Here is a 22,989-nt window from a genome sequence, read left to right as displayed (position 1 = left end):
CGACGATCCGGCCAATCGACACGCCTCGCGTGCGGCAAGCCGAATCCATGCTAATTTTCGACAAGCGCAGCCATTGCGCGGCGTAGCGGAACGCAACGAGACGTTTCTACCGCCCGTTCCGCGTTCGCCTTGCGTTCAACCTTGAACAAAATCAGATGAAACCCGTGATTGCGCTCGTCGGGCGCCCCAATGTTGGGAAATCGACGCTTTTCAACCGGCTGACGCGCTCGCGCGACGCGCTCGTCGCGGACTTGCCGGGCCTCACCCGTGACCGCCATTACGGCGAAGGTCGCGTAGGCGGCGAACGCCCGTATCTCGTCGTGGATACGGGCGGTTTCGAGCCGGTGGCGAAGGACGGCATCCTCCACGAGATGGCGCGGCAGACGCGTCAGGCGGTCGAAGAGGCCGATATCGTCGTGTTCATCGTCGATGGCCGCAATGGTCTCGCGCCGCAGGACAAGGCGATCGCCGATTATCTGCGCAAGACGGGCCGTCCGCTCTTTCTGGTCGTGAACAAGGCCGAGGGCATGAAGTACTCGGCGGTCGCATCCGACTTCTACGAACTCGGTCTCGGCGATCCGCGCGCGATTTCGGCCGCGCACGGCGACGGCGTCGTCGAGATGATCAACGACGCGCTCGACATCGCGTACAAGGATCAGCCGGAAGAATCGGAAGAAGAGAAGGCGCAGCACGGCGTCAAGATCGCGATCGTCGGGCGTCCGAACGTCGGCAAGTCGACGCTCGTGAACACGCTGATCGGCGAAGAGCGCGTGATCGCCTTCGACATGCCCGGCACCACGCGCGATTCGATCTACGTTGATTTCGAGCGACAAGGCCGCAAATACACCTTGATCGATACGGCCGGCCTGCGCCGCCGCGGCAAGGTGTTCGAAGCGATCGAGAAGTTTTCGGTCGTGAAGACGCTGCAGTCGATCGCGGACGCCAACGTCGTGATCCTTCTGCTCGACGCACAGCAGGATATCTCCGAGCAGGACGCGCACATCGCCGGCTTCGTCGTGGAGCAGGGGCGCGCGCTCGTCGTCGGCGTGAACAAATGGGACGGCCTCGACTCTCATGTGCGTGAGCGCACGAAGGCGGACCTGACGCGCAAGCTCAAGTTTTTGGACTTTGCTAAATTCCACTACGTTTCCGCGCTCGAGAAGACGGGCATCGGCGCGCTGATGAAATCGGTCGACGACGCCTATGCCGCCGCGATGGCGAAGCTGCCGACGCCGAAGCTCACGCGCGCGCTGATCGATGCGGTCGAATTCCAGCAACCGCGCCGTCGCGGTCCGGTGCGGCCGAAGCTGCGTTACGCGCATCAGGGCGGGCAAAATCCGCCGATCATCGTGGTGCACGGCAACGCGCTCGACGCCGTTACGGAGACGTACAAGCGTTATCTGGAAGGACGTTTTCGCGAAACTTTTGGACTCGCCGGCACTCCACTTCGCATAGAGTTTCGGTCGAGCCGAAACCCTTACGCGGACAAGGAGTAAGAGCCGCGCGAAGCCTTACGTTTCGGTGCCGTCAGCCATTTGGCCGAGGGGTGCAGAAAACGTAAAACAGCGAAAATCGGCTATAGTGTAGCGATTGTCGGCGGATCTCTTTTTCTTCGTCCACAATATATCCAACCTGCAAAAAAACACGGAGTTTGCTATGAGCAACAAAGGGCAATTGTTACAAGACCCGTTTTTGAACGCACTGCGTAAAGAGCACGTGCCGGTCTCCATCTATTTGGTCAACGGCATCAAGCTTCAAGGAAACATCGAATCTTTCGACCAGTACGTCGTGTTGCTCCGAAATACGGTCACCCAGATGGTCTACAAGCACGCCATTTCGACGGTCGTGCCTGCCCGCCCGGTGAATTTCCACCCGGACGCTGAATCGTCCTAAACCTCGTTGCGGCCGGCGCGAATCTGCCATTTTTAAAGCGAATATTAAGCAACTCGCCGGTCGCTTCAAAAACGTAAATACATTAATTTGATCAACGCAGCGCTCGTCGGCATCGACTTCGGAAAGATCGATTTCGAAGCCAGTCTGGAAGAACTCAGCTTGCTCGCACAAAGTGCGGGCGCTCATCCCGCCGTCACGCTCACCGGCCGCCGCTCGAGCCCCGATGCCAAAATGTTCATCGGCAGCGGCAAGGTCGAGGAACTGCGCTTGCAGTGCGAAGCGAACGACGTCGAACTCGTCATTTTCAATCACGCGCTCGCGCCCGCGCAGCAGCGCAATCTCGAGGTCGCGCTCGAGCGCCGTGTGGTCGATCGCACGAGCCTCATTCTCGATATCTTCGCGCAGCGCGCCCGTAGTCATGAGGGCAAGCTGCAAGTCGAACTCGCGCAACTGCAATATCTGTCGACACGCCTCATTCGCGCGTGGACTCACCTCGAACGCCAGAAGGGCGGTATCGGCTTGCGCGGACCGGGCGAAACGCAGCTCGAAACCGACCGCCGGCTGATCGGCGAGCGCATCAAGGCGCTCAAGTCGCGGCTCGAAAAGCTGCGCCGTCAGCACGGCACGCAGCGGCGTCAGCGCGTGCGCAATCGCACCATGTCGGTATCGCTCGTCGGCTATACGAACGCGGGCAAGTCCACGCTGTTCAACGCGCTCACGAAGGCACAGGCGTACGCGGCCAATCAGCTCTTCGCCACGCTCGACACCACGTCGCGCCGCGTGTTCCTCGGCGAGGAAGCGGGGCATGTCGTCGTGTCGGACACGGTCGGGTTCATCCGCGAATTGCCGCACCAACTCGTCGCCGCATTCCGCGCCACGCTCGAAGAAACCATTCACGCGGACGTGCTGCTGCATGTGGTCGATGCGTCGAGCGCAGTGCGCCTCGATCAAATCGATCAGGTGAACGAGGTGTTGCGCGGCATCGGCGCGGACAACATTCGCCAGATTCTCGTCTTCAACAAGATCGATGCGGTGCCCGAGCTCGCGGCCCGCGACGAGGCGGTTGAAAGGGACGAGTATGGTAATATTTCGCGCGTTTTCTTGAGTGCACGCACGGGTCAGGGGCTCGATGCGCTGCGCGCTGCCATCGCCGAAATCGCCACGGCGGAAACCGGTGAAACCGATGCGGGCCTACCCAGCGTGCTCGCCGAATTTCCCGAATCGCACGAGGCGTCCGAAGCAACGCAATCCACGCAGTCCGGGTCAAACGCCATACACGATACGAACGCGCAGCCGGACGATCACCGGCAGGCCGTCGAACGTGACGATCACAAGGTCCCCGAGCACGGACATTAAGTTGCTTCGGAATTGCATCGACCCGGCATCGACCCCGGCTGTCTAATGGTGAATCACCGAGTGAACGACTACAAAGAGCGGACTATCCGGCAAGCTGAGCATGCCGTCTTTTCGATCAACGATCCGCGCTGGGGGCGGGGCGACGGCAATGGCGTGAAGAACGACTCTAAGCGCCCACAAGACGGCAAGCGCCCGAACGGCAAGGACGAAGGCCCACCCGATCTGGACGAGATGTGGCGCGAATTCAATCGCCGCATCGCCGGCGTGTTCGGCAAGAAGCCCGGCAACGGCGCGCCGCGCGAAAACGGCCGCGGCACGAAGATCGGCCTCGGCATCGTCATCGGCGTCTTGATCGCCATCTATCTCGGCAGCGGCGTGTTCGTCGTGCAGGACGGGCATGTGGGCGTCGTCTCTCAATTCGGCAAGTATCGTCAGACGGTCTCGCAAGGCATTCACTGGCGTCTGCCGTATCCGTTCCAGTCGAGCGAAATCGTCGATACGTCGCAGATCCGTTCCGTCGAAGTCGGGCGAGGCACCGCGCTGTCGCAAGGCAACGTGCGCGACGCGTCGCTTCTGACGAACGACGCGGACATCGTCGACGTGCGCTTCGCCGTGCAGTATCAGATCAAGTCGCCGACCGACTTCCTGTTCCGCAGCGTCAATGCCGACGACAGCGTCACGCAGGCCGCGCAATCGGCGATCCGCGAGATCGCGGGCGGCCTCACGACGGACGACATGCTCTACAAGGATCGCGAAGCATTGCGCGCGCGCCTGATCGAGACGATCCAGCGTTCCCTCGACACCTATCGCACCGGTTTGCAGGTGACGGGCGTCGCGGTGCAAAGCGTACAGGCGCCGCAGCAAGTTCAGTCGGCGTTCGAGGAAGCGGCGCGCGTGCGTCAGGACAACGAGCGCGCCCGCGATACCGCGCAAGCCTACGCGGATCAGTTGCTGCCGCGCGCGAAAGCCGACGCAGCGAAGCTGATCGACGAGGCGCGCGCCTATAGCAATCGCGAAGTCACGCAGGCGCAGGGAGACGCGGAGCGCTTCAAGGAGGTCTACGCGGAATACTCGAAGGCGCCCGCGGTCATTCGTCAACGTATGTACCTGGACACGATGCAGCAGATCTACTCGCGCACCACCAAGGTTTTCGTCGACAACAAGGGCAGCAGTAACGTCGTGTATCTGCCGCTCGACAAGCTCGTCGAGGCCAATCGGCAGCAGGCGAAGGACGCGGCCGAAGGCGCGAGCGGCGCAGTTGCGCCGGGCGCGGCCGCCGCGACAGAAGGGCCTCAGGCGCGCGCACAGAGTGCGACGAGCGCATCGGCGCCGGCGGCGGCCGCCCCGGCCAGCGCGGCAAGCGCCGCCAGCGGTGCGAGCGCGAATGCCGGCGGCGATCCGCTGCGCTCGCGCGACGCGTTCCGCTCCCGCAGCCGGTCGGAAGACCTGCAATAAGGAGCGCGAACATGAACAGAATCTTTGCGCTCGTCGTCGCCGTCGTCATCGTGTTGTTCATCGGGTCTTCGATGATCTTCACCGTCGACGAAAGACATGCCGCCGTCGTCGCCGCACATGGCGAAGGCGATCCGCGTCTCGAAGGCCCCGGTCTGCACTTCAAACTGCCGCCGCCGTTCCAGGCGCTCACACTCATCGACACCCGCACGCTCACCATCGACGAATCCGGCGCCGACCGCTTTTCGACCGCGGACAAGAACGAAGTGCTCGTCAACACGGTGATCAAGTATCGCGTCGCCGATCCGCTGAAGCTCTTCGAAAGCAACGAGAAGAACACGCAGACGGCCGAGGAACGCATCACCGCGCTCGCGCGCACGGCGCTCGCGAGCGCTTTCGCGAAGCGTCCGCTCACCGAAGCGCTCGGCAGCCAGCAGGCAATCGAAACCGACGCGCAGAAGAGCGTGGAAGGCGCGGCCGCGGCATTCGGCGTGCAGCTCGTTGACTTGCAGATGACGCGCATCGACTTTCCTTCGGCGGTGGCCGATTCGGTCTACAAGCGCATGATCGCAGCACGCCAGCAGGCCGCGGCGAACGAGCGCGCGAAGGGCACGGCGGAGGCCGACAAGATCCGTGCCGACGCGGAGCGCACACAACAGGCCATCGTCGCGGACGCCTACAGCCAGGCGCAGTCGATCAAGGGCGAAGGAGACAGCAAGGCGGCGGCCATAGCGGCCGATGCGTACGGACGCGATCCGCAGTTTTACCAGTTCTATCAGAGCCTCGAAGCGTATAAGAAGACGTTCAAGCCGGGCGACGTGATCGTCGTCGACCCGAGCAGCGATTTCTTCCGCTTCATGAAGAGCCCGACCGGTGGCGCGACGGATACGTCGGCCCCGGCAACGGCGAAGCGCTGATCCCGTGCGCCGCGCGCCGGAGCTTTCCGGCCGCGCGGCAACAAAAAAATCCCTTGGACATGGCCGAGACGTTCCTGCTCGCTCTTGCGTTGATGCTGATTATCGAAGGCATGTTTCCCTTCGTCTTCCCGACTGCGTGGCGCGATACCTTTCGCCGCATCGCGGAGCGGCCGGCGCACCATGTCCGCATCGGCGGACTGATAGCCATGGTGCTCGGCCTGATTCTGCTTCTGATCGCGACGTGAGCCTCGTCCGGCAGGCCGCCGCCATTTCGCCTATCTTGTCCTTATCCTTTCGTCCCTGACCGTTCAAGTCCGTGAGCGCCGCGCGAGCCGCGCCGAGCCTTCTCGTCCCGTAGGAAACGTATCGATGTCCACCTGGTTACTTCCCGAGAATATCGCCGACGTCTTGCCGTCGGAAGCCCGCAAGATCGAAGAGCTGCGCCGCCGCCTGCTCGACCGTTTCCGTTCGTACGGCTACGAACTCGTAATGCCGCCGATGCTCGAGTATCTCGAATCGCTTCTGACGAGCGGCGGAAGCGACCTGAATCTGCGCACCTTCAAGCTCGTCGATCAGTTGTCCGGACGCACGCTTGGCCTGCGCGCGGACATTACGCCGCAGGTGTCGCGCATCGATGCGCATCTGCTGAACCGGCAGGGCGTGACGCGTCTGTGCTATGCGGGTGTCGTGCTGCATACGCGTCCGCGCGGGCTGCATGCGACGCGCGAGCAGATTCAGATCGGCGCGGAAATCTACGGACACGCGGGCCTCGAAGCGGACCTCGAAATCCAGCAACTGATGCTCGACTCGCTGCATCTCGCGGGTCTGACGAAAGTGCGTCTCGATCTGTGCCACGCGGGCGTGCTCGCCGCGCTACTGGAGCTCGAGCCGGCGGCGGCATCGCTCGGCGAAGCGCTTTGCGACGCACTCGCGAGCAAGGACGTGCCGCGCCTCAACGAACTGACCGCGCATCTCGGACAGGTGCCGCGCGAAGCGCTGCGGGCGTTGCCGTCGCTCTATGGCGACGCTTCGGTGCTGCAGATCGCGCGCGGCCGTCTGCCGAACCTGCCGGTGATCGCGCGCGCGCTCGACGATCTCGCGTTCCTCGCGGGTCAGGTCGATGGCGCGGAACTGATGATCGACCTCGCCGACCTGCGCGGCTATGCGTATCACAGCGGCGTGATGTTCTCCGCCTATGTCGATGGCGTCCCGAACGCGGTCGCGCGCGGCGGCCGCTATGACGATGTCGGCTTGGCCTACGGCCGCGCGCGGCCCGCGACGGGCTTCTCGCTCGATTTGCGGGAAGTGGCGCGCATCTCGCCCGTCGATGCACGCGGCAGCGCGATCCTCGCGCCGTGGAAGCATGACGAACCTCTGCGCGCGGCGATTCTCGCATTGCGCGACGTGGGCGAAGTGGTGATCCAGGCGCTGCCCGGCCACGACCACGATCTGGACGAATTCGCGTTCGACCGCGTGCTCGTCGAGCGCGACGGCAAATGGACCGTCGAAACGCGCACCTGAAGCGGACGACGAATACAGTCGCTTGATCGGCAAGGGAATTTGCTTAGCCGATTCCAATCACGCGACGGTGACGAAATCGCGAAAGGCGTCCCGAAAAATTCGGAACCTTTCCCGAACATAGGTAAAATACGTTTTTAACCAGCTAACGAATCAACATGTCTGCCAGTGCAGTGAATGTGAACCCGGGGCGCAACGTCGTCGTGGTGGGCACCCAGTGGGGTGATGAGGGCAAAGGCAAGATCGTCGACTGGCTGACGGACCACGCCCAGGGCGTCGTGCGCTTCCAGGGCGGTCACAACGCCGGCCATACGCTCATCATCGGCGGCAAGAAAACCATTCTGCGCCTCATTCCCTCGGGCATCATGCGCGCGGGCACGGCATGCTACATCGGCAATGGCGTCGTGTTGTCGCCGGAAGCGCTCTTCAAGGAAATCGACGAACTGGAAGCCGCTGGCGTCGACGTCTGCAAGCGCCTGTTCATTTCCGAAGCCGCCACGCTCGTTCTTCCGTACCACGTCGCCATCGACCAGGCGCGCGAAGCCAAGCGCGGCGCCGGCAAGATCGGCACGACCGGCCGCGGCATCGGCCCGGCGTATGAAGACAAGGTGGCCCGTCGCGGCCTGCGCGTGCAGGACCTCTTCGATCGCGTGGTGTTCGAAGAGCGTCTGCGCGAGGCGCTCGACTTCCACAACTTCGTGCTGACTCAGTACCTCGGCGCGAAGGCCGTCGATTTCCAGGAAACGCTCGACACGATGCTCGGCTACGCCGACCGCCTCGCGCCGATGGTCACCGACGTCTCCCGCCGTCTCTACGACGAAAACCACGCCGGCCGCAATCTGCTGTTCGAAGGCGCGCAAGGCACGCTGCTCGACATCGATCACGGCACGTATCCGTACGTCACGTCGAGCAACTGCGTCGCGGGCGCGGCGACCTCGGGCGCCGGCATCGGGCCGCAACGTCTGAACTATATTCTCGGCATCACCAAGGCGTATTGCACGCGCGTCGGTTCGGGCCCGTTCCCGAGCGAACTGTACGACGCGGATAACGCGCAGCGTCAGGATCAGGTGGGCCTGAATCTCGCGACCGTCGGCAAGGAATTCGGCTCGGTCACCGGCCGTCCGCGCCGCACCGGCTGGCTCGATGCCGCCGCGCTGCGCCGTTCGATCCAGATCAACGGCATTTCGGGCCTGTGCATGACCAAGCTCGACGTGCTCGACGGTCTCGACGAAGTGAAGCTCTGCACGGGCTACACGCTCGACGGCAAGCTGATCGACATCCTGCCGCGCGGCGCATCGGAAGTGGCGCGCTGCGAGCCCGTGTACGAAACGTTCGGCGGCTGGAAAGAAAGCACCATCGGCATCACGCAATGGGACGGCCTGCCGGAAAACGCGCGCAAGTACTTGACGCGCGTGCAGGAAGTGGCGGGCGTGCCGATCGACATGGTGTCGACTGGACCGGACCGTGACGAAACCATCCTGCTGCGTCATCCGTTCAAGGTTTGAGCGCTTAAAGAGCCTCGACCAGAACCGGACGCTGTAAAGAATGTGGCCGCTCCCTGCGGCCACATTTCGTATATAACCTAAGCATTTGAAAGAGCCTCACCATGATCGCGATGACGGACCCGCGCAACGACGACAAGAACCTCTGGGTCGGCTGGGATGAATATCACCGGCTGATCGAACTCCTGGCACTGAAGGTGCACGAGTCGGGCTGGAAGTTCGACAAGATTCTGTGCCTCGCGCGCGGCGGCCTGCGCGTGGGCGATCAGCTGTCGCGCATCTACGACCTGCCGCTCGCCATTCTCGCGACGAGCTCGTATCGCGAAGCGGCGGGCACGGAGCAGGGCGATCTCGACATCGCGCAGTACATCACCATGACGCGCGGCGACTTGTCCGGCAACGTACTGCTCGTCGACGATCTGGTCGATTCGGGCGTCACGCTCGCGCGCGTGCAGGAGCATTTGAAGGAGCGTTATCCGGGTATCACGTCGGTGCGCTCGGCCGTGCTCTGGTACAAGGCGTGTTCCAAGGTCAAGCCGGACTATCACGTTCAGCATCTTGAAACGAATCCGTGGATTCATCAGCCTTTCGAGGAGTGGGACACGGTGCGTCCGCACAACTTGGGCGCGTGGATCAAGCGCGGCACGCAAAACGGCCGCGGATGATCGCCGACGCCTGATCGTTTCGCATGACAGACGCCGTTCGCCTGGCACGAAGCCGGGCGCAACGGCGTTTTTGTTTTCGCGAGACGGCGGGCCGAACGCCGAAGAATCGTGACGAGCACTCCCGCCGACGCACGCAAGGCGCGATGCTACACTCTCACTCGCGTCTCTCGTGGCGCTGGAGCAACACGCGAGAAGACGTCTTCGCGTGCAACGTTAGATAGAATGGCGTTCGTTTTTTTCCGCCTTGGACGGATATCTCGCTTTTATGACTAACACGACTCACGCGCACGAGCATAAACAGCCAATGCACTCGCTTGCGCTCGCCGCCATTGGCGTCGTTTTCGGCGACATCGGCACGAGTCCTCTCTACTCATTGAAGGAAGCCTTTAGCCCGTCGCACGGCATCGGCTTGTCGGAAGCGTCGATTCTCGGTGTCATCTCCTTGCTCTTCTGGGCGATCGTCATGGTGGTCGCCGTCAAATACGTGCTCTTCGTCATGCGCGCCGACAACAACGGTGAAGGCGGCGTGTTCGCCATGACGACGCTCGCGCTGCGCAGCGTGAGGGAGGCCGGCAAAATCTCGGGCGTGCTGATGATGCTCGGCATCTTCGGCGCGTGCATGTTCTACGGCGATGCGGTCATCACGCCGGCGATGTCGGTGCTCTCGGCGGTCGAAGGTCTCGAGATCGCCGCGCCCAAGCTCACGCCCTACGTACTGCCGATCACGATCGTGATTCTCATCGCGCTCTTCTGGATTCAGCGCCACGGCACGGCGGTGGTCGGCAAGCTCTTCGGCCCGATCATGGTCGTGTGGTTCGCGACGCTCGCGGTGCTCGGCGCCGCGCATATCGTGATGGAGCCGCGCATCATCGTCGCGCTCAATCCTTACTACGCCTTCTCCTTCATGGCGCAGCACGTCCTGCAGGCGTATATCGTGCTCGGCTCGGTCGTGCTCGTGCTGACCGGAGCGGAAGCGCTGTACGCGGACATGGGTCACTTCGGCGTGAAGCCGATTCGCTACGGCTGGTACGGCTTCGTGATGCCGTCGCTGTTGCTGAACTATTTTGGTCAGGGCGCGTTGCTGATGCACTCGCCGCAGGCCATCGAGAATCCGTTCTTTCTGCTCGCGCCCGACTGGGCGTTGCTGCCGCTCGTGATTCTGTCGACGGTCGCGACCGTGATCGCATCGCAGGCGGTCATTTCCGGGGCGTACTCGCTGACGAGCCAGGCGATCCAGCTCGGCTACGTGCCGCGCATGAAGATCCTGCATACGTCTGAACTCGCGATCGGCCAGATCTATATTCCGCTCGTCAACTGGATGCTGCTTTTCATCATCCTGTGCATCGTCATCGGCTTCAAGAGCTCCGAGAATCTCGCGGCCGCGTACGGTCTCGCCGTCACCGCGACGATGCTTACAACCACCATTCTCGTGTCGGTCGTGATGGTGAATCTGTGGGGCTGGAACCGCTGGCTCGTCGGCGGGATGATCGCCGTGTTCCTGATGATCGACATCGGCTTCTTCGGCGCGAGCCTGCTCAAGATCGAGCAGGGCGGCTGGCTGCCGCTGTGCATCGGCGGCGCGCTCTTCTTTCTCTTGATGACCTGGTACAAGGGCCGCATGATCGTGAAGGATCGCACGGCCGCGGACGGTATCCCGCTGATGCCGTTCCTGCAAGGCCTGCTCGCGCATCCGCCGCATCGCGTGTCGGGAACGGCGATCTATCTCACCGGCAGCGATTCGCTCGTGCCCGTGAGCCTCCTGCACAACCTGAAGCACAACAAGGTGCTGCACGAGCGCACCATCTTCATGAACTTCAAGACGCGCGACATTCCTTATGTCGACGATGCGCATCGTCTCGAAGTGAAGGACATCGGCGGCGGTCTGTTCCTCGTGAAGGCGGCATACGGCTTCAACGAGACGCCGGATGTGAAGGCCGTGCTCGAACAGATCACGCGCACGCACGCGATGACCTTCGAACTCATGGACACGTCGTTCTTCATGGCTCGCGAAACAGTCGTGCCGACTGAGCTGCCGGGCATGTCGGTGTGGCGCGAGCGCGTGTTCGCGTGGATGCATCAGAACGCGGCAAAACCGACCGATTTCTTCAGTATTCCCGCGAATCGCGTGGTCGAGTTGGGAACGAAGATCGAGATTTGACGCTTCGTTTTGCGAAGTGCAAAAAAACCCCACGTCGCAAAACGTGGGGTTTTTGTTTGCAGCGTGAAGCGTCAGCGTTTCAGTTTTGCGAACGCCGCGGCCATCGCGCTGGCCGGTTCAGGTTCGCGACGCTGCTGCGGACGCTGGCCCGATCGACGATCCTGCGAACCACGCGATTGCGCGCCGCCCGCGCTGCCGCTTGTTGAAGAGGCAGCGGCGGCGTCGTCGTCGAGACGCATCGTGAGTGAGATGCGCTGGCGCTTCACATCGGTCTCGATCACCTTCACCTTGACGACCTGGCCGGCCTTCACGACTTCGTGCGGATCCTTGATGAACTTCGTGGACATGGCCGAAACGTGCACGAGCCCGTCCTGATGCACGCCGATATCGACGAACGCGCCGAACGCCGCGACGTTCGTCACGACGCCTTCGAGGATCATGCCCGGCACGAGGTCCGAGATTTTCTCGATGCCTTCCCGGAACGTCGCCGTCTTGAACTCGGGGCGCGGATCGCGGCCAGGTTTTTCGAGCTCGGCGAGAATGTCGCGCACGGTCGGCAGCCCGAAACGATCGTCGACGAATTCGGTGGGCGAGAGGCCCGTCAACGCTTCGCGCTTGCCGAGCACGTCGCCTATATGCTTCTTGATCTTCGCAAGAATGCGTTCGACGACCGGATACGCTTCCGGGTGCACCGACGAGCGATCGAGCGGGTTTTCGCCGTTGTTGATGCGCAGAAAGCCGGCCGCCTGCTCGAAGGTCTTGTCGCCGAGACGCGGCACCTTCTTAAGATACGCGCGCGATGGGAACGGCCCGTTGGCATCGCGATAATCGACGATATTGCGCGCGAGCGTCGCATTCAGCCCCGACACGCGCGCGAGCAGCGCGACCGACGCCGTGTTCGCATCGACACCGACGGCGTTGACGCAATCCTCGACGACCGCATCGAGCGAGCGCGCAAGTTCGCGTTGATTGACGTCGTGCTGATACTGGCCGACGCCGATCGCCTTCGGCTCGATCTTCACGAGCTCGGCGAGCGGGTCTTGCAGCCGCCGCGCGATCGACACCGCGCCGCGCAGCGACACATCGAGCTCGGGAAACTCCTTCGCGGCGAGCTCGGACGCCGAATACACCGACGCGCCCGCCTCGGACACGACGATCTTCTGCAGCTTCAGATCTGGATGTTTCGCGATGAGCTCGCTCGCGAGCTTGTCGGTTTCGCGCGACGCGGTGCCGTTGCCGATCGACACGAGTTCGGCCTGCGTCGCGTGCGCGATGCGCGCGAGCTTCGCGATGGAGCCGTCCCAGTCGCGGCGCGGTTCGTGCGGATAGATGGTGTCGGTTGCGAGCAGCTTGCCGGTGCGATCCACGACCGCGACCTTCACGCCCGTGCGCAAGCCCGGATCGAGACCGATCACGGCCTTAGGGCCGGCGGGCGCGGCGAGCAACAGATCCTTCAGATTGCGCGCGAACACGCGAATGGCTTCATGCTCGGCTTCTTCGCGCAATTGCGTGAGCAATTCGGTTTCGATATGCGGCTGCACCTTGACGCGCCAACACCAGCGGCACACGTCGGAGAGCCATTTGTCGCTGGCGCGCCCGCGATTGGCGATGCCGAAATGCTGCGCAATCATCGCTTCGCACGGATGCGGAATTTGCGCGTCGAGTTCCTCGCCGAGACCGAGCTTGACGCTCAGCACGCCCGCATTGCGCCCACGGAACAGCGCGAGCGCGCGGTGCGACGGCACGGTGCGGATCGTCTCGCTGTAGTCGTAGTAGTCGCGGAATTTCTCGCCTTCCTCGCCTTGCTTGCCGTCCACCACGCTCGACGTGACGAGGCCCTGGTTGAACAGGTGGTCGCGCAGCTTGCCGAGAATGTCGGCGGTTTCGCCGAATCGCTCGGAGAGAATGTCGCGCGCGCCGTCGAGTGCGGCCTTGGTGTCGGCGACACCTTTGTCCGCATCGACGAACTTTGCTGCTTCGGCTTGAGGATCGAGCTTGGGATCGGCGAAGAGCGCCTGTGCGAGCGGTTCGAGACCGGCTTCGCGGGCGATCTGCGCACGCGTGCGGCGCTTGGGCTTGTAGGGCAGATAGAGGTCTTCGAGCACCTGCTTGCTGTCCGCGCCTTCGATGGCGCCGCGCAGCTCGGCGGTGAGCTTGCCTTGCTCGTCGATGCTTTGCAGGATCGTCGCGCGGCGGTCTTCGAGTTCGCGCAGATACAGCAGGCGTTCTTCGAGCGTGCGCAACTGGGTGTCGTCGAGATTGCCGGTGACTTCCTTGCGATACCGGGCGATGAACGGGACAGTCGAGCCTTCGTCGAGAAGCTCCACGGCGGCCGCGACCTGACGCGGCTGCACGGTGAGTTCGGAGGCAATGCGCTGTACGATCTTGAGTGCTACGGTTTCCGTCATGTTTCTGCGCTGTCTGCGGCTCGCCGGCGGATTCTGCACCGCGTGCGCAGGCTCGCGAAAGCGAGGCGCCGCGGGCGGGTGACCGTGCAACGAGCCAGGTTCGGACCGGGTTGCTGGAGCGGGGCATTTTGCCATAAATGGCGAAGCGCTCCGGCGCGCGGTGATAGAATTTGGACATCGCACAAGCCGTTTCGCACCTGATTCTTTATCACGTTGCCGTCCATCCATTTGCCCAACTTCCGCCTTCCAAACGTGCCGTCCGTCGTGGCTGTTTCGCTGCTGTGCGCGGCAGGCGCACTCGCGTCGCAGCACGCGTTTGCTCAAACCGCCAGGCCGATCGATCCCGGCACGTCCGTGAGCGCGCGTCCGCTGGATGCGGCGCCGTCGAGTGCGCAAACCGCCGATGACGCGCTGAAAGACGATTTCGCGCAGCGCCAAAAGGTGCTCGACCGTCGCACGGAAGAAAACAACTACCGTTACGGCGTGAAGCAGCACGACTGCTACAGCAAGTTCTTCGTGAATCACTGTATCGACAACGCGCGCAACGAAATGCGCGAAACGCGTCAGCAGATCCGCCAGGAACAACTCGCGCTCGACGACGAACAGCGCGCCGAGCGGGCAAAGCAACGCGACCAGCAGACGGCCATCAAGCGGGCGCAATACGAAGCGGAAGCGCCGCAGCGCGCCGTGAACGAAAAGGCGAGCCAGCAGGCCTACGAGGACAAGCAGCGTAAAAACGCGCTGGCGGCCGCCCAGCGCAGCGCCGAGGCGCCGCAGCGCGCGGCCAATCAGGCGGCGTACGATCGCAAGCAGGCGGATTACCAGAAGCAGCTCGACGACGCGCGCGCTCGCGGCGTGCAGGACGCACAGGATCGCGAACTGAAGGCGCAGCGCTACGAGCAGAAGCAGCAGGAAGCCGCGCAGCATCGCGCGGAAGTGGAAGCGCGTCAGAAGGAAGCCGCCAGAAAGGCGCAGGAAAAGGCGCAACAGCAGGAGCAGGAACGCCAGGAACAACTGAAACTGCAGCAACAACAGCAGCAAGGTAAATAGGGCAGACGGGCTCGCCTGGCGGGCCCGCGCAAAGAGGATGAAAGGAGGCGAGCATGCAGCAGCGCTTGAATGAATCCACGCGCGCACCCCGACAACCCGCCATGGATGCCGCTGTGCTGCGCGATCGCATCGCGCAATTGCAGGAAGAGCATCACAGCCTGAACACGCTGATCGACAAGCTGTCCGGCACCGACGATCTCGAGCTGAGGCGCCTGAAAAAGCGCAAGCTCAAGGTGAAGGACACCATTCTCTTGCTGCAATTGCAGCTGGACTCGGACGCGCACTGAACCCAGCGCGCCGGACGCGGGCTCGTGCTGGCGTCGGCGCCTCGCGTGCGCGGCCGCGCCGAAACCCGCAGGATTTAGCACGCCTTGAACTCACCCGCACAATCCAGCGACGACGCCAGCGCGCCGCTCGCGCTGACCGACAAACGCGGCGTCGAGCTCGACGCCATCTTTTCCGCGCAAGGCTTGCTGGCGCGCGCGATCGACGGCTATCGGCCGCGCGCGTCGCAGATTGAAATGGCGCGCTCGGTCGCGGCTGCGATGGAAGCATCCGGCCGCGCCATGCCCGAGCCCGCGATGTTCGAGGCGCAGCGCCGCCCCGCGCGCAAGCTCGGCCCCTCCGACAAACCGTACGCGCCAGACGAGCAAGCAACCGACGACATTGGCATCGCGACGGCGAAAGCGGCGATCGACGGCGGCGAGAACACGCTCATCGTCGAGGCCGGAACGGGCACCGGCAAGACTTATGCGTACCTAGTGCCGGCCATGTTGTGGGGCGGCAAGGTCATCGTGTCGACGGGCACGAAGCATCTGCAGGATCAGCTTTTCCAGCGCGACATCCCGACCGTGCGCGACGCGCTCGCGGTGCCGGTGTCCGTCGCGATGCTGAAGGGCCGCGCGAACTATCTGTGCCACTACTACCTTGAGCGCACCGCCGACAACGGCCGCCTGCCGTCGCGCCAGGATACGTCGCATTTGCAGGAGATCGTCCGTTTCGCGAAGATCACGCGAACCGGCGACAAAGCCGAACTCGCGAGCGTGCCGGAGAATTCGCCCGTCTGGCCGATGGTCACGTCCACGCGCGACAACTGCCTCGGTCAGGAATGCCCGCATTACAAGGAATGCTTCGTGATGCAGGCGCGCAAAGAAGCGCAGCAGGCGGACATCGTCGTGGTGAATCACCATCTCTTCTTCGCCGATGTGATGCTGCGCGATACCGGCATGGCCGAACTGCTGCCGACGGCGAACACGATCATCTTCGACGAGGCGCATCAGTTGCCCGAGACGGCGACGCTCTTCTTCGGCGACACGCTCTCGACGACGCAACTGCTCGAACTCGCGCGCGATACCGTCGCCGAAGGACTCTCGCACGCGCGCGACGCCGCCGACTGGACCAAGCTCGGCGCGGCGCTGGAGCGTGCGGCCCGCGATGTGCGGCTCGCGTTCAAGGAAGATTCGGTGCGCCTGTCGCTCGGGCAGTTGCCGGACGGTCATCCGATTTTCGAGGCGCTCGACACGCTGGAGACGCATCTTTCGGCGCTCGCCGCGATGCTGTCCTCGCATGCGGAGCGGGCGGAATCGTTGCAGGCGCTGGTTCGCCGCGCCCGCGAGTTGCAGGACCTGCTCGCGGGCTGGACGACGCCGCCGACGTCGCTCGAACGCGCGGTCGTCGCGGACGAGGACACGGCCAAGAAGGCGGCCAGGGAAGAGCCGAACGAGATGGTGCGCTGGATCGAAGTGTTCTCGCACACGGTGCAGTTGCACGAGACGCCGCTGTCAGTTGCGCCGATCTTCGCGAAGCAGCGCGCGGGCGTACCGCGCGCGTGGATTTTCACGTCCGCGACGCTGTCGGTGCGCGGCGACTTCACGCATTACGCGGCGCAAATGGGCCTGAACGCGCGCCGTTCGATGACGCTGCCGAGCCCGTTCGATTACCCGACGCAAGGTTTGCTGTACGTGCCGCGCAATCTGCCGCAGCCTTCGTCGCCGCAATTCACCGATGCCGTATTCGAGGCAGCGCTGCCGGTGATCGAGGCGGCGGGCGGCGGCGTCTTCGTGCTGTGCACGACGCTGCGCGCGGTGGAACGCATCGCGACGCGCCTGCGCGACATCATCGAACGACGTGGCTGGGACAATCCGCTGCTCGTGCAGGGCGACGCGAGCCGCACCGAACTGCTCGATCGTTTCCGCGCCTACGGCAATGCGATCCTCGTGGGCAGTCAGAGCTTCTGGGAAGGCGTCGATGTCCGCGGCGATGCGCTGTCGCTCGTCGTCATCGACAAGCTGCCGTTCGCGCCGCCTGACGATCCCGTGCTCGCCGCGCGGCTCGACGCGCTGACGAAGAAAGGACTGAGCCCATTCGCTGTGCATCAGTTGCCGCAGGCGGTCATCACGTTGAAGCAGGGTGCGGGGCGCCTGATTCGCGCGGAGACGGATCGCGGCGTGCTGATGATCTGCGACACGCGCCTCGTCGACAAGCCTTACGGTCGGCGCATCTGGCAAAGCCTGCCGCCGTTCAAGCGTACGCGCGAACTGGACGTGGTGCGTGAATTTTTCAGCGATGCGGCGAAGTGGAAAACTGAGCTGGCGGAGTAACTGTCGGAATCCTGAATTTCGATCGACGTAAAAAAACGGCCGGTTATAAACCGGCCGTTTTTTTGTTGCCCGCGTGTCTTACCAGATCTGATACCAGGGCTTGTCGGTGCCCGCGCGGCGTTTGCCTGTCACATACGGGCTGTCCGGGAACGTCGCGGCGAGCACGCGTTTGGTGTCGTCGGCCAGTTGCGGCTGATCGAGCCTCTGGTACGACAGCATCATGATGTGCAGCGCGTCTTCCGTCGCCGGCGCATTCCTGTACTCGCGAATCGCGAGTTGCGCGCGGTTGATCGCGGCCACATACGCGCCACGGCGATAGTAATAATCGGCGGCATGTACTTCGTGCGATGCGAGCGCGTTCACGATATAGCGCATGCGCTGCGCTGCGTCGGGCGCGTACTTGCTTTGCGGATATTTGTCGACGACGACCTTGAACGCGTCATAGGACTCGCGCAGCGACTTCGGGTCGCGCTCGCTCATGTCCTGACCGGAGAAGCGGCCGAAGAGGCCCAAGTCGTCGTTGAAGTGGATCATGCCTTTGAGATAGTACGCATATGCGATCTCGGGATGATCCGGGTGCAGCTTGATGAAACGGTCGATAGCCTGATCGGCGTTGGCCGTTTCGCTATCCTTCCAGTTGCAGTACGCGACGTTGATCTGCGCCTGCTGCGCGAAATGGCCGAACGGATCGCGGCCTTCGAGCGCTTCGAAGTACTTGGCGCACTTGCCCCAGTCGCTGCCGGATAGCGCGTCCTGAGCCTCCGTATATAATTTGTTGTTGTTCCACAATGCCGTTTCGTCGGTCTTCTCGGGAAGGCCGTGACAGGCCGTAACGATGGCGACGCTCGCGGCCAGCGCCAGATACTTGATCGATTGACGCATCGAGAGATGAATGGTGTTGAAGGCTCGCATCAGTGCTTGCTGTTCCTGGCTTATTCTCGCTGTTCTGGCTGTGTTTCCGGCGCGGCTTCCAACTCATGCCGCCGAATCTCGTTCAAATGACCCGCTCAAGTACACGTCGTACCAAAGACCAACTCAAAGATTATAGCCCATGCGCCACCGGCGACGATTCGGCTTCGGCCGATTCGACCGGGAACGCGGGCCGCGAAGCGCCGCGCGAGGCGCGCGTGCCCGACGAACTCGCGGGCGATCGGCTCGACAAGGTGCTCGCCAAAATCTTTCCCGAATTCTCGCGCAGCCGGCTGCAGGGCTGGATCGAGGAAGGGCGCGTGCGGATCGACGGCGCGAATGCGAAGGTGCGTCAGCCGGTGCCGCTCGGCGCGACGATCACGCTCGTGCCCGATCTCCTGCCGGAGCAACTCGCTTTCGCGCCCGAGCCGGTGCCCCTGCATATCGTGTATGAGGACGAGTCGCTCGTCGTCATCAACAAGCCCGCGGGCATGGTGGTGCATCCGGCCGCGGGCAACTGGAGCGGCACGCTGCTCAATGGCCTCCTGCATCGTTACGGCGATGCCGCCGCGGGACTGCCGCGCGCGGGCATCGTGCATCGGCTGGACAAGGAAACGTCCGGACTGATGGTCGTCGCCCGCACGCTCGAGGCGCAGACCGACCTGGTGCGCCAGTTGCAGGCGCGCACGGTCAAGCGCCGCTACGTCGCGTTCGTGTGGGGCAACATGCCCGACGAAGGCACGATCGACGCCCCGATCGGTCGCGATCCGCGCGAGCGCACCCGCATGGCGGTAGTGAAGACCGCGTCCGGCAAGCCCGCGCGTACGCATTTCCGCACCATCGACCGGACGACGTGGCACGGTCAGCCGGTCAGCGCGATTCACTGCGATCTGGAAACGGGCCGCACGCACCAGATTCGCGTGCATTGCGCGCATGTCCAGCATCCGCTGCTCGGCGATCCGGTGTACGGACACGCGCGCGGCAAGCGGTCCGTGAGGCCGCTGCCTAACGATTTCTCCCGTCAGGCGTTGCACGCGTGGCGGCTCGGCCTGATTCATCCCGCGGCCGGCAAGGAAGTGCACTGGCGCGCGGACGTACCCGAGGACATCGCGGCGCTCGCAGCGGAACTGGGCTTCGGACAGGACGAGGAAGTCGAGTTCGATGAGGACGAAGGCTTCGCCGAGGCCTACGACACGGGCGAGGGCGACGAAGACGACTGGGACGACGAAGAGTACGAGGACGACGAAGCATGACCCACGACGCCGCCAGGCTGCAATCGAAAGACTGCGTAGTGCCGCAATGGAACGTATCGCCGCGCGTGCGCGCATTCGTCACGACGCGCGCGGGCGGCGTGAGCGACGCGCCCTACGATGGCGGCAGGCCCGGCGCGGGCGGTCTCAATCTCGGCTTTTCATCCGGCGACGCGCCCGAAGCGGTGAAGGAGAACCGCCGCCGCGCGCTTGCATCGACGGGTCTGCGCCACGCCGCCTGGCTGGAACAGATCCACGGCACGCAGGTCGAGGATGCTCACGCGGTCATCGAACGCTTGGCGGCAGGCGAGCGCACGCGCGCCGACGGCAGCGTGACGGACCGCGCGGGCGTCGTGTGCGTCGTGATGACGGCCGATTGCCTCCCCGTCCTCTTCTGCGACGACGACGGCCGCGCGGTCGGCGCGGCGCACGCGGGCTGGCGCGGTCTTGTCGGCGGCATCGTCGAGAAGACGGGCGAGCGCGTGGCGACGCTGGCGGGCGTGCCGGCATCGAAGCTCAATGCGTTTCTCGGGCCGGCCATCGGGCCGGAAACGTTCGAAGTGGGCGAGGAGGTGCTCGATGCCTTCGTCGCGGCAGCATCGGCAAATCGCCGGGACGCGACAAAAGCCGCGTTCACGCCCACGGGCGGCGCGCCGGCCAAATACTTCGCGGATATTTACGCACTTGCGCGCCTGCGTCTCGCCGATATCGGCATCGATGCCGCGCGGATTCATGGCGGCGCGCATTGCACCGTCACGGAAAAAGAGCGCTTTTATTCGTATCGACGCGATCGTGTAACCGGTCGAATGGCCGCGATGATCTGGCTTACCGATTGACACTCGGCAATCGTATTCGAAAACACCCTACGACCATTTTCTGCCGCGGCGATATTTCATGCGAAATGCAATATTTCGCATGGGGGAAAACGATAATTAAAAAAATATCGCACTGCGGCAAAATCGGGACGAAGCATTGACATGCGTGACATCCTAGAGCAAGAATGTTCCTGGAATTCATTCAATCGGGGCACGGCGTAGCAAGGCTCAACTTGCCGCGCGCATAAGGCGCACCAACACTTGCGCGCTGGTCGAAGAAAGCCCGGCGATGCCTGCGTTAGCAATCCAAGTCTTGCGAGACTCACAGGTCAAAAGCGGGTATGGCTTCCAAATCTACTTCCTCATCTTCCCGCTCCCGTACCGCCGACAGCACCTCGGCCGAGGCGTCATCCGCCGATACGACTGGCGTACAGCAGGCGTTCGATCAATGGCTGAACGCGTGGCGCAGCGTGGCCGACCCTGCGCAATGGTCGAAATTCACTCAACAGACGAATACGGCAAACGACGCGGCGGCATCGCCGTTCGCCGCATTCGCTGCCTTCGCCAACGGTTTTCCAAACGGATTTCCATCCGCTGCATTCCCGACGGCATTTCCGGCGCCGGGCGCCATGCCGCAAATGCCCGACTTCACGAAAATGAGCGGCATCGCGGAATTCGCGAAGCTCGCGAGCAGCATGCCGGGCTTCGGCTCTTCGATGCAGGGATTGCCCACGCTGCCGAAGATTCCGACCGCCGCGATCGCGCCCGAGCGTCTTCATCAATTGCAGAGCAATTATTCGCGCGATGCCGCCGAACTGCTCAAGCAGGCAAGCGCGCAGAGCATCGATCCAACAGCGCTGAAAGACCGGCGCTTCACCGATACCGCATGGCAAACCACGCCCGCGTACGCGTTCACCGCCGCGTGGTATCTGCTCAACGCGCGCTATCTGCAGGAACTCGCGGATGCCGTGCAGAGCGATCCGAAAACGCGTGAGCGCATCCGCTTCGCTGTGCAGCAATGGGCCGCCGCGGCCGCGCCGAGCAACTTCCTCGCGCTCAATCCCGATGCGCAAAAGACGCTCATCGAGAGCAAGGGCGAAAGCCTGCGCCAGGGCATGTTGAATCTGCTGAACGACATGCAGCGCGGCAAGATTTCGCAGTCGGACGAATCGCGCTTTCTGATCGGCAAGAACATCGCGTCGACGGAAGGTTCGGTCGTCTACGAAAACGAACTCGTGCAGCTGATTCAGTACAAGCCGCTCGCGCCGAACGTGTACGCGCGGCCGCTCCTGATCGTGCCGCCGTGCATCAACAAGTTCTACATCCTCGACCTGTCGCCGGAAGGTTCGCTCGTGCGCTTCGCGCTCGAAGAAGGGCATCAGGTGTTCATCCTGTCGTGGCGCAATGCGGATCAGTCGATCGCGCACAAGACGTGGGACGACTACGTCGAGCAGGGCGTGCTCGAGACGATCGGCGTCGTGCAGGAGATCACCGGCGAGGACAAGATCAATACGCTCGGCTTCTGCATCGGCGGGACGATTCTCGCGACCGCGCTCGCGGTGGCCGGGAAGCGCGGCGAGGAACCGGCCGCATCGATGACGCTGCTCACCGCGATGCTCGATTTCTCCGATACGGGCGTGCTCGATGTCTTCGTCGACGAGGCGCACGTGCAGATGCGCGAGCAGTCGATCGGCGGCAAGGGCGGCGCGCCTGCCGGTCTCATGCGCGGCATCGAGTTCGCCAACACGTTCTCGTATCTGCGTCCGAACGATCTGATCTGGAATTACGTCGTCGATAACTACCTCAAGGGCCGCACGCCGCAAGCGTTCGATTTGCTCTTCTGGAACAGCGATTCGACGAACCTGCCGGGCCCGATGTGCGTCTGGTATCTGCGCAACACGTATCTCGAAAACAAGCTTAAGACGCCGAACGCGCTGACGGTGTGCGGCGAGTCGGTCGACCTGTCGCGTCTCACGCTGCCGACCTTCATCTACGGTTCGCGGGAAGACCATATCGTGCCGTGGAAATCGGCGTATGCGTCCGCGCCGGTGCTCGGCGGTCCGCGGAAGTTCGTGCTCGGCGCGTCGGGGCATATCGCGGGCGTGATCAATCCGCCGTCGAAGAACAAGCGCAGCTTCTGGACGATCGACAGCAATGACGGAAAACTGCCGGAGAACCCCGATGCATGGTTCGAGGCCGCGGCGGAGCATCCCGGAAGCTGGTGGCCGACCTGGTCGAAGTGGCTTGCGCAAAACGCGGGCGAGCGGGTCAAGGCGGGCGCGGCGCTGGGATCGAAGACTTACCCGGTAATCGAGGCCGCACCCGGCCGTTACGTACTGGAACGCGACTTCTGAGCGGCGCGCGCGAGCGCACGGATCCGTTCGGAGCCGCATTAACATTCGATGCCAAAAGGAAACTGAAATGACTGACGTAGTGATCGTATCGGCCGCGCGTACGGCGGTAGGCAAGTTCGGCGGCTCGCTCGCGAAGATCGCG

At 63.3% G+C, this 22,989-nt stretch carries 18 protein-coding genes; 16 read left to right on the top strand and 2 right to left on the bottom strand.

The features are described from left to right. Positions 1–155 precede the first annotated feature (155 nt). The 10 genes from der (at position 156) to NCS28_RS07685 (ending at position 11,461) form a co-directional block, all read left to right on the top strand. The gene (der, locus tag NCS28_RS07730) at positions 156–1,496 is read left to right on the top strand and encodes a ribosome biogenesis GTPase Der (RefSeq protein WP_250513275.1); all 1,341 of its coding nucleotides are present in this window, start codon (positions 156–158) and stop codon (positions 1,494–1,496) included. A 160-nt stretch (positions 1,497–1,656) separates the two neighbouring features. After that, positions 1,657–1,893 carry an RNA chaperone Hfq gene (gene hfq, locus NCS28_RS07725; RefSeq protein WP_006999489.1) on the top strand — a complete coding sequence of 79 codons (237 nt, stop codon included), beginning with the start codon at positions 1,657–1,659 and terminating at the stop codon, positions 1,891–1,893. An 87-nt stretch (positions 1,894–1,980) separates the two neighbouring features. Then, positions 1,981–3,249, top strand: a complete 1,269-nt coding sequence (hflX, locus tag NCS28_RS07720) for a GTPase HflX (protein WP_250513274.1) — start codon at positions 1,981–1,983, stop codon at positions 3,247–3,249. A 60-nt stretch (positions 3,250–3,309) separates the two neighbouring features. Next, positions 3,310–4,704 carry an FtsH protease activity modulator HflK gene (hflK, locus tag NCS28_RS07715; protein ID WP_250513273.1) on the top strand — a complete coding sequence of 465 codons (1,395 nt, stop codon included), beginning with the start codon at positions 3,310–3,312 and terminating at the stop codon, positions 4,702–4,704. An 11-nt stretch (positions 4,705–4,715) separates the two neighbouring features. Then, the gene (gene hflC / locus NCS28_RS07710) at positions 4,716–5,618 is read left to right on the top strand and encodes a protease modulator HflC (protein WP_250513272.1); all 903 of its coding nucleotides are present in this window, start codon (positions 4,716–4,718) and stop codon (positions 5,616–5,618) included. Positions 5,619–5,677: 59 nt separating this feature from the next. After that, positions 5,678–5,863: a DUF2065 domain-containing protein gene (locus NCS28_RS07705; RefSeq protein ID WP_502801165.1), complete on the top strand. Its 186-nt coding sequence runs from the start codon at positions 5,678–5,680 to the stop codon at positions 5,861–5,863. Positions 5,864–5,987: 124 nt separating this feature from the next. Then, positions 5,988–7,139, top strand: a complete 1,152-nt coding sequence (locus NCS28_RS07700; RefSeq protein ID WP_250513270.1) for an ATP phosphoribosyltransferase regulatory subunit — start codon at positions 5,988–5,990, stop codon at positions 7,137–7,139. Between the two features lie 155 nt (positions 7,140–7,294). Then, positions 7,295–8,641: an adenylosuccinate synthase gene (locus NCS28_RS07695; protein WP_250513269.1), complete on the top strand. Its 1,347-nt coding sequence runs from the start codon at positions 7,295–7,297 to the stop codon at positions 8,639–8,641. Positions 8,642–8,742: 101 nt separating this feature from the next. Then, a complete protein-coding gene (locus NCS28_RS07690; RefSeq protein ID WP_250513268.1) occupies positions 8,743–9,303 on the top strand; it encodes a phosphoribosyltransferase in 561 nt (186 codons plus the stop codon). Between the two features lie 265 nt (positions 9,304–9,568). Beyond that, entirely contained in the window at positions 9,569–11,461 is a 1,893-nt protein-coding gene (locus NCS28_RS07685) for a potassium transporter Kup (RefSeq protein WP_250513267.1), read from the top strand. A 71-nt stretch (positions 11,462–11,532) separates the two neighbouring features. Here the strand turns inward: NCS28_RS07685 and NCS28_RS07680 are convergent, their stop codons facing one another. Beyond that, positions 11,533–13,869, bottom strand: coding sequence for a Tex family protein (locus tag NCS28_RS07680; RefSeq protein ID WP_250513266.1), 2,337 nt, complete (start codon positions 13,867–13,869; stop codon positions 11,533–11,535). A 264-nt stretch (positions 13,870–14,133) separates the two neighbouring features. Here NCS28_RS07680 and NCS28_RS07675 point away from each other — a divergent pair, with 264 nt between their 5' ends. The 3 genes from NCS28_RS07675 to yoaA all read left to right on the top strand — a co-directional run bounded on the left by NCS28_RS07675 (position 14,134) and on the right by yoaA (position 17,519). After that, complete coding sequence (locus tag NCS28_RS07675; RefSeq protein WP_250513265.1) at positions 14,134–14,919, top strand: flotillin family protein; 786 nt, start codon at positions 14,134–14,136, stop codon at positions 14,917–14,919. A 101-nt stretch (positions 14,920–15,020) separates the two neighbouring features. Further along, positions 15,021–15,206, top strand: coding sequence for a DUF465 domain-containing protein (locus NCS28_RS07670; RefSeq protein ID WP_250513387.1), 186 nt, complete (start codon positions 15,021–15,023; stop codon positions 15,204–15,206). 84 nt (positions 15,207–15,290) lie between these two features. Beyond that, positions 15,291–17,519: a DNA repair helicase YoaA gene (gene yoaA, locus NCS28_RS07665; protein ID WP_250513264.1), complete on the top strand. Its 2,229-nt coding sequence runs from the start codon at positions 15,291–15,293 to the stop codon at positions 17,517–17,519. Between the two features lie 78 nt (positions 17,520–17,597). Here yoaA and NCS28_RS07660 read toward each other — a convergent pair whose 3' ends face one another. Then, positions 17,598–18,431, bottom strand: coding sequence for an outer membrane protein assembly factor BamD (locus tag NCS28_RS07660; protein ID WP_250513263.1), 834 nt, complete (start codon positions 18,429–18,431; stop codon positions 17,598–17,600). 86 nt (positions 18,432–18,517) lie between these two features. On the opposite strand from NCS28_RS07660, the gene NCS28_RS07655 reads away from it, so the two are divergent. The 3 genes from NCS28_RS07655 (at position 18,518) to phaC (ending at position 22,847) form a co-directional block, all read left to right on the top strand. Further along, entirely contained in the window at positions 18,518–19,681 is a 1,164-nt protein-coding gene (locus tag NCS28_RS07655) for an RluA family pseudouridine synthase (RefSeq protein ID WP_250513262.1), read from the top strand. Then, positions 19,678–20,514 (top strand): peptidoglycan editing factor PgeF, encoded by an 837-nt coding sequence (pgeF, locus tag NCS28_RS07650; RefSeq protein ID WP_250513261.1) that lies wholly within the window; start codon positions 19,678–19,680, stop codon positions 20,512–20,514. Before NCS28_RS07655 ends, pgeF begins: the two co-directional genes overlap by 4 nt. A gap of 320 nt (positions 20,515–20,834) precedes the next feature. Further along, positions 20,835–22,847, top strand: coding sequence for a class I poly(R)-hydroxyalkanoic acid synthase (gene phaC, locus NCS28_RS07645; protein ID WP_250513260.1), 2,013 nt, complete (start codon positions 20,835–20,837; stop codon positions 22,845–22,847). The last annotated feature ends 142 nt before the right edge of the window (positions 22,848–22,989 follow it).

It is taken from the genome of Caballeronia sp. INDeC2 (assembly GCF_023631325.1).
Taxonomy (GTDB): domain Bacteria; phylum Pseudomonadota; class Gammaproteobacteria; order Burkholderiales; family Burkholderiaceae; genus Caballeronia.
The sequence above is the reverse complement of the archived record's forward strand: the minus strand, read 5'-3'. Positions and strand labels throughout refer to the sequence as shown.

Excerpts from the sequence above, each read along its gene's own strand:
- der (WP_250513275.1), top strand. The coding sequence starts at position 156 with ATGAAACCCGTGATTGCGCTCGTCGGGCGCCCCAATGTTGGGAAATCG.
- hfq (WP_006999489.1), top strand. The coding sequence starts at position 1,657 with ATGAGCAACAAAGGGCAATTGTTACAAGACCCGTTTTTGAACGCACTG.
- hflC (WP_250513272.1), top strand. The coding sequence starts at position 4,716 with ATGAACAGAATCTTTGCGCTCGTCGTCGCCGTCGTCATCGTGTTGTTC.
- NCS28_RS07705 (WP_502801165.1), top strand. The coding sequence starts at position 5,678 with ATGGCCGAGACGTTCCTGCTCGCTCTTGCGTTGATGCTGATTATCGAA.
- NCS28_RS07700 (WP_250513270.1), top strand. The coding sequence starts at position 5,988 with ATGTCCACCTGGTTACTTCCCGAGAATATCGCCGACGTCTTGCCGTCG.
- NCS28_RS07695 (WP_250513269.1), top strand. The coding sequence starts at position 7,295 with ATGTCTGCCAGTGCAGTGAATGTGAACCCGGGGCGCAACGTCGTCGTG.
- NCS28_RS07690 (WP_250513268.1), top strand. The coding sequence starts at position 8,743 with ATGATCGCGATGACGGACCCGCGCAACGACGACAAGAACCTCTGGGTC.
- NCS28_RS07685 (WP_250513267.1), top strand. The coding sequence starts at position 9,569 with ATGACTAACACGACTCACGCGCACGAGCATAAACAGCCAATGCACTCG.
- NCS28_RS07680 (WP_250513266.1), bottom strand. The coding sequence starts at position 13,869 with ATGACGGAAACCGTAGCACTCAAGATCGTACAGCGCATTGCCTCCGAA.
- NCS28_RS07670 (WP_250513387.1), top strand. The coding sequence starts at position 15,021 with ATGGATGCCGCTGTGCTGCGCGATCGCATCGCGCAATTGCAGGAAGAG.
- NCS28_RS07660 (WP_250513263.1), bottom strand. The coding sequence starts at position 18,431 with ATGCGAGCCTTCAACACCATTCATCTCTCGATGCGTCAATCGATCAAG.
- NCS28_RS07655 (WP_250513262.1), top strand. The coding sequence starts at position 18,518 with ATGACCCGCTCAAGTACACGTCGTACCAAAGACCAACTCAAAGATTAT.
- pgeF (WP_250513261.1), top strand. The coding sequence starts at position 19,678 with ATGACCCACGACGCCGCCAGGCTGCAATCGAAAGACTGCGTAGTGCCG.
- phaC (WP_250513260.1), top strand. The coding sequence starts at position 20,835 with ATGGCTTCCAAATCTACTTCCTCATCTTCCCGCTCCCGTACCGCCGAC.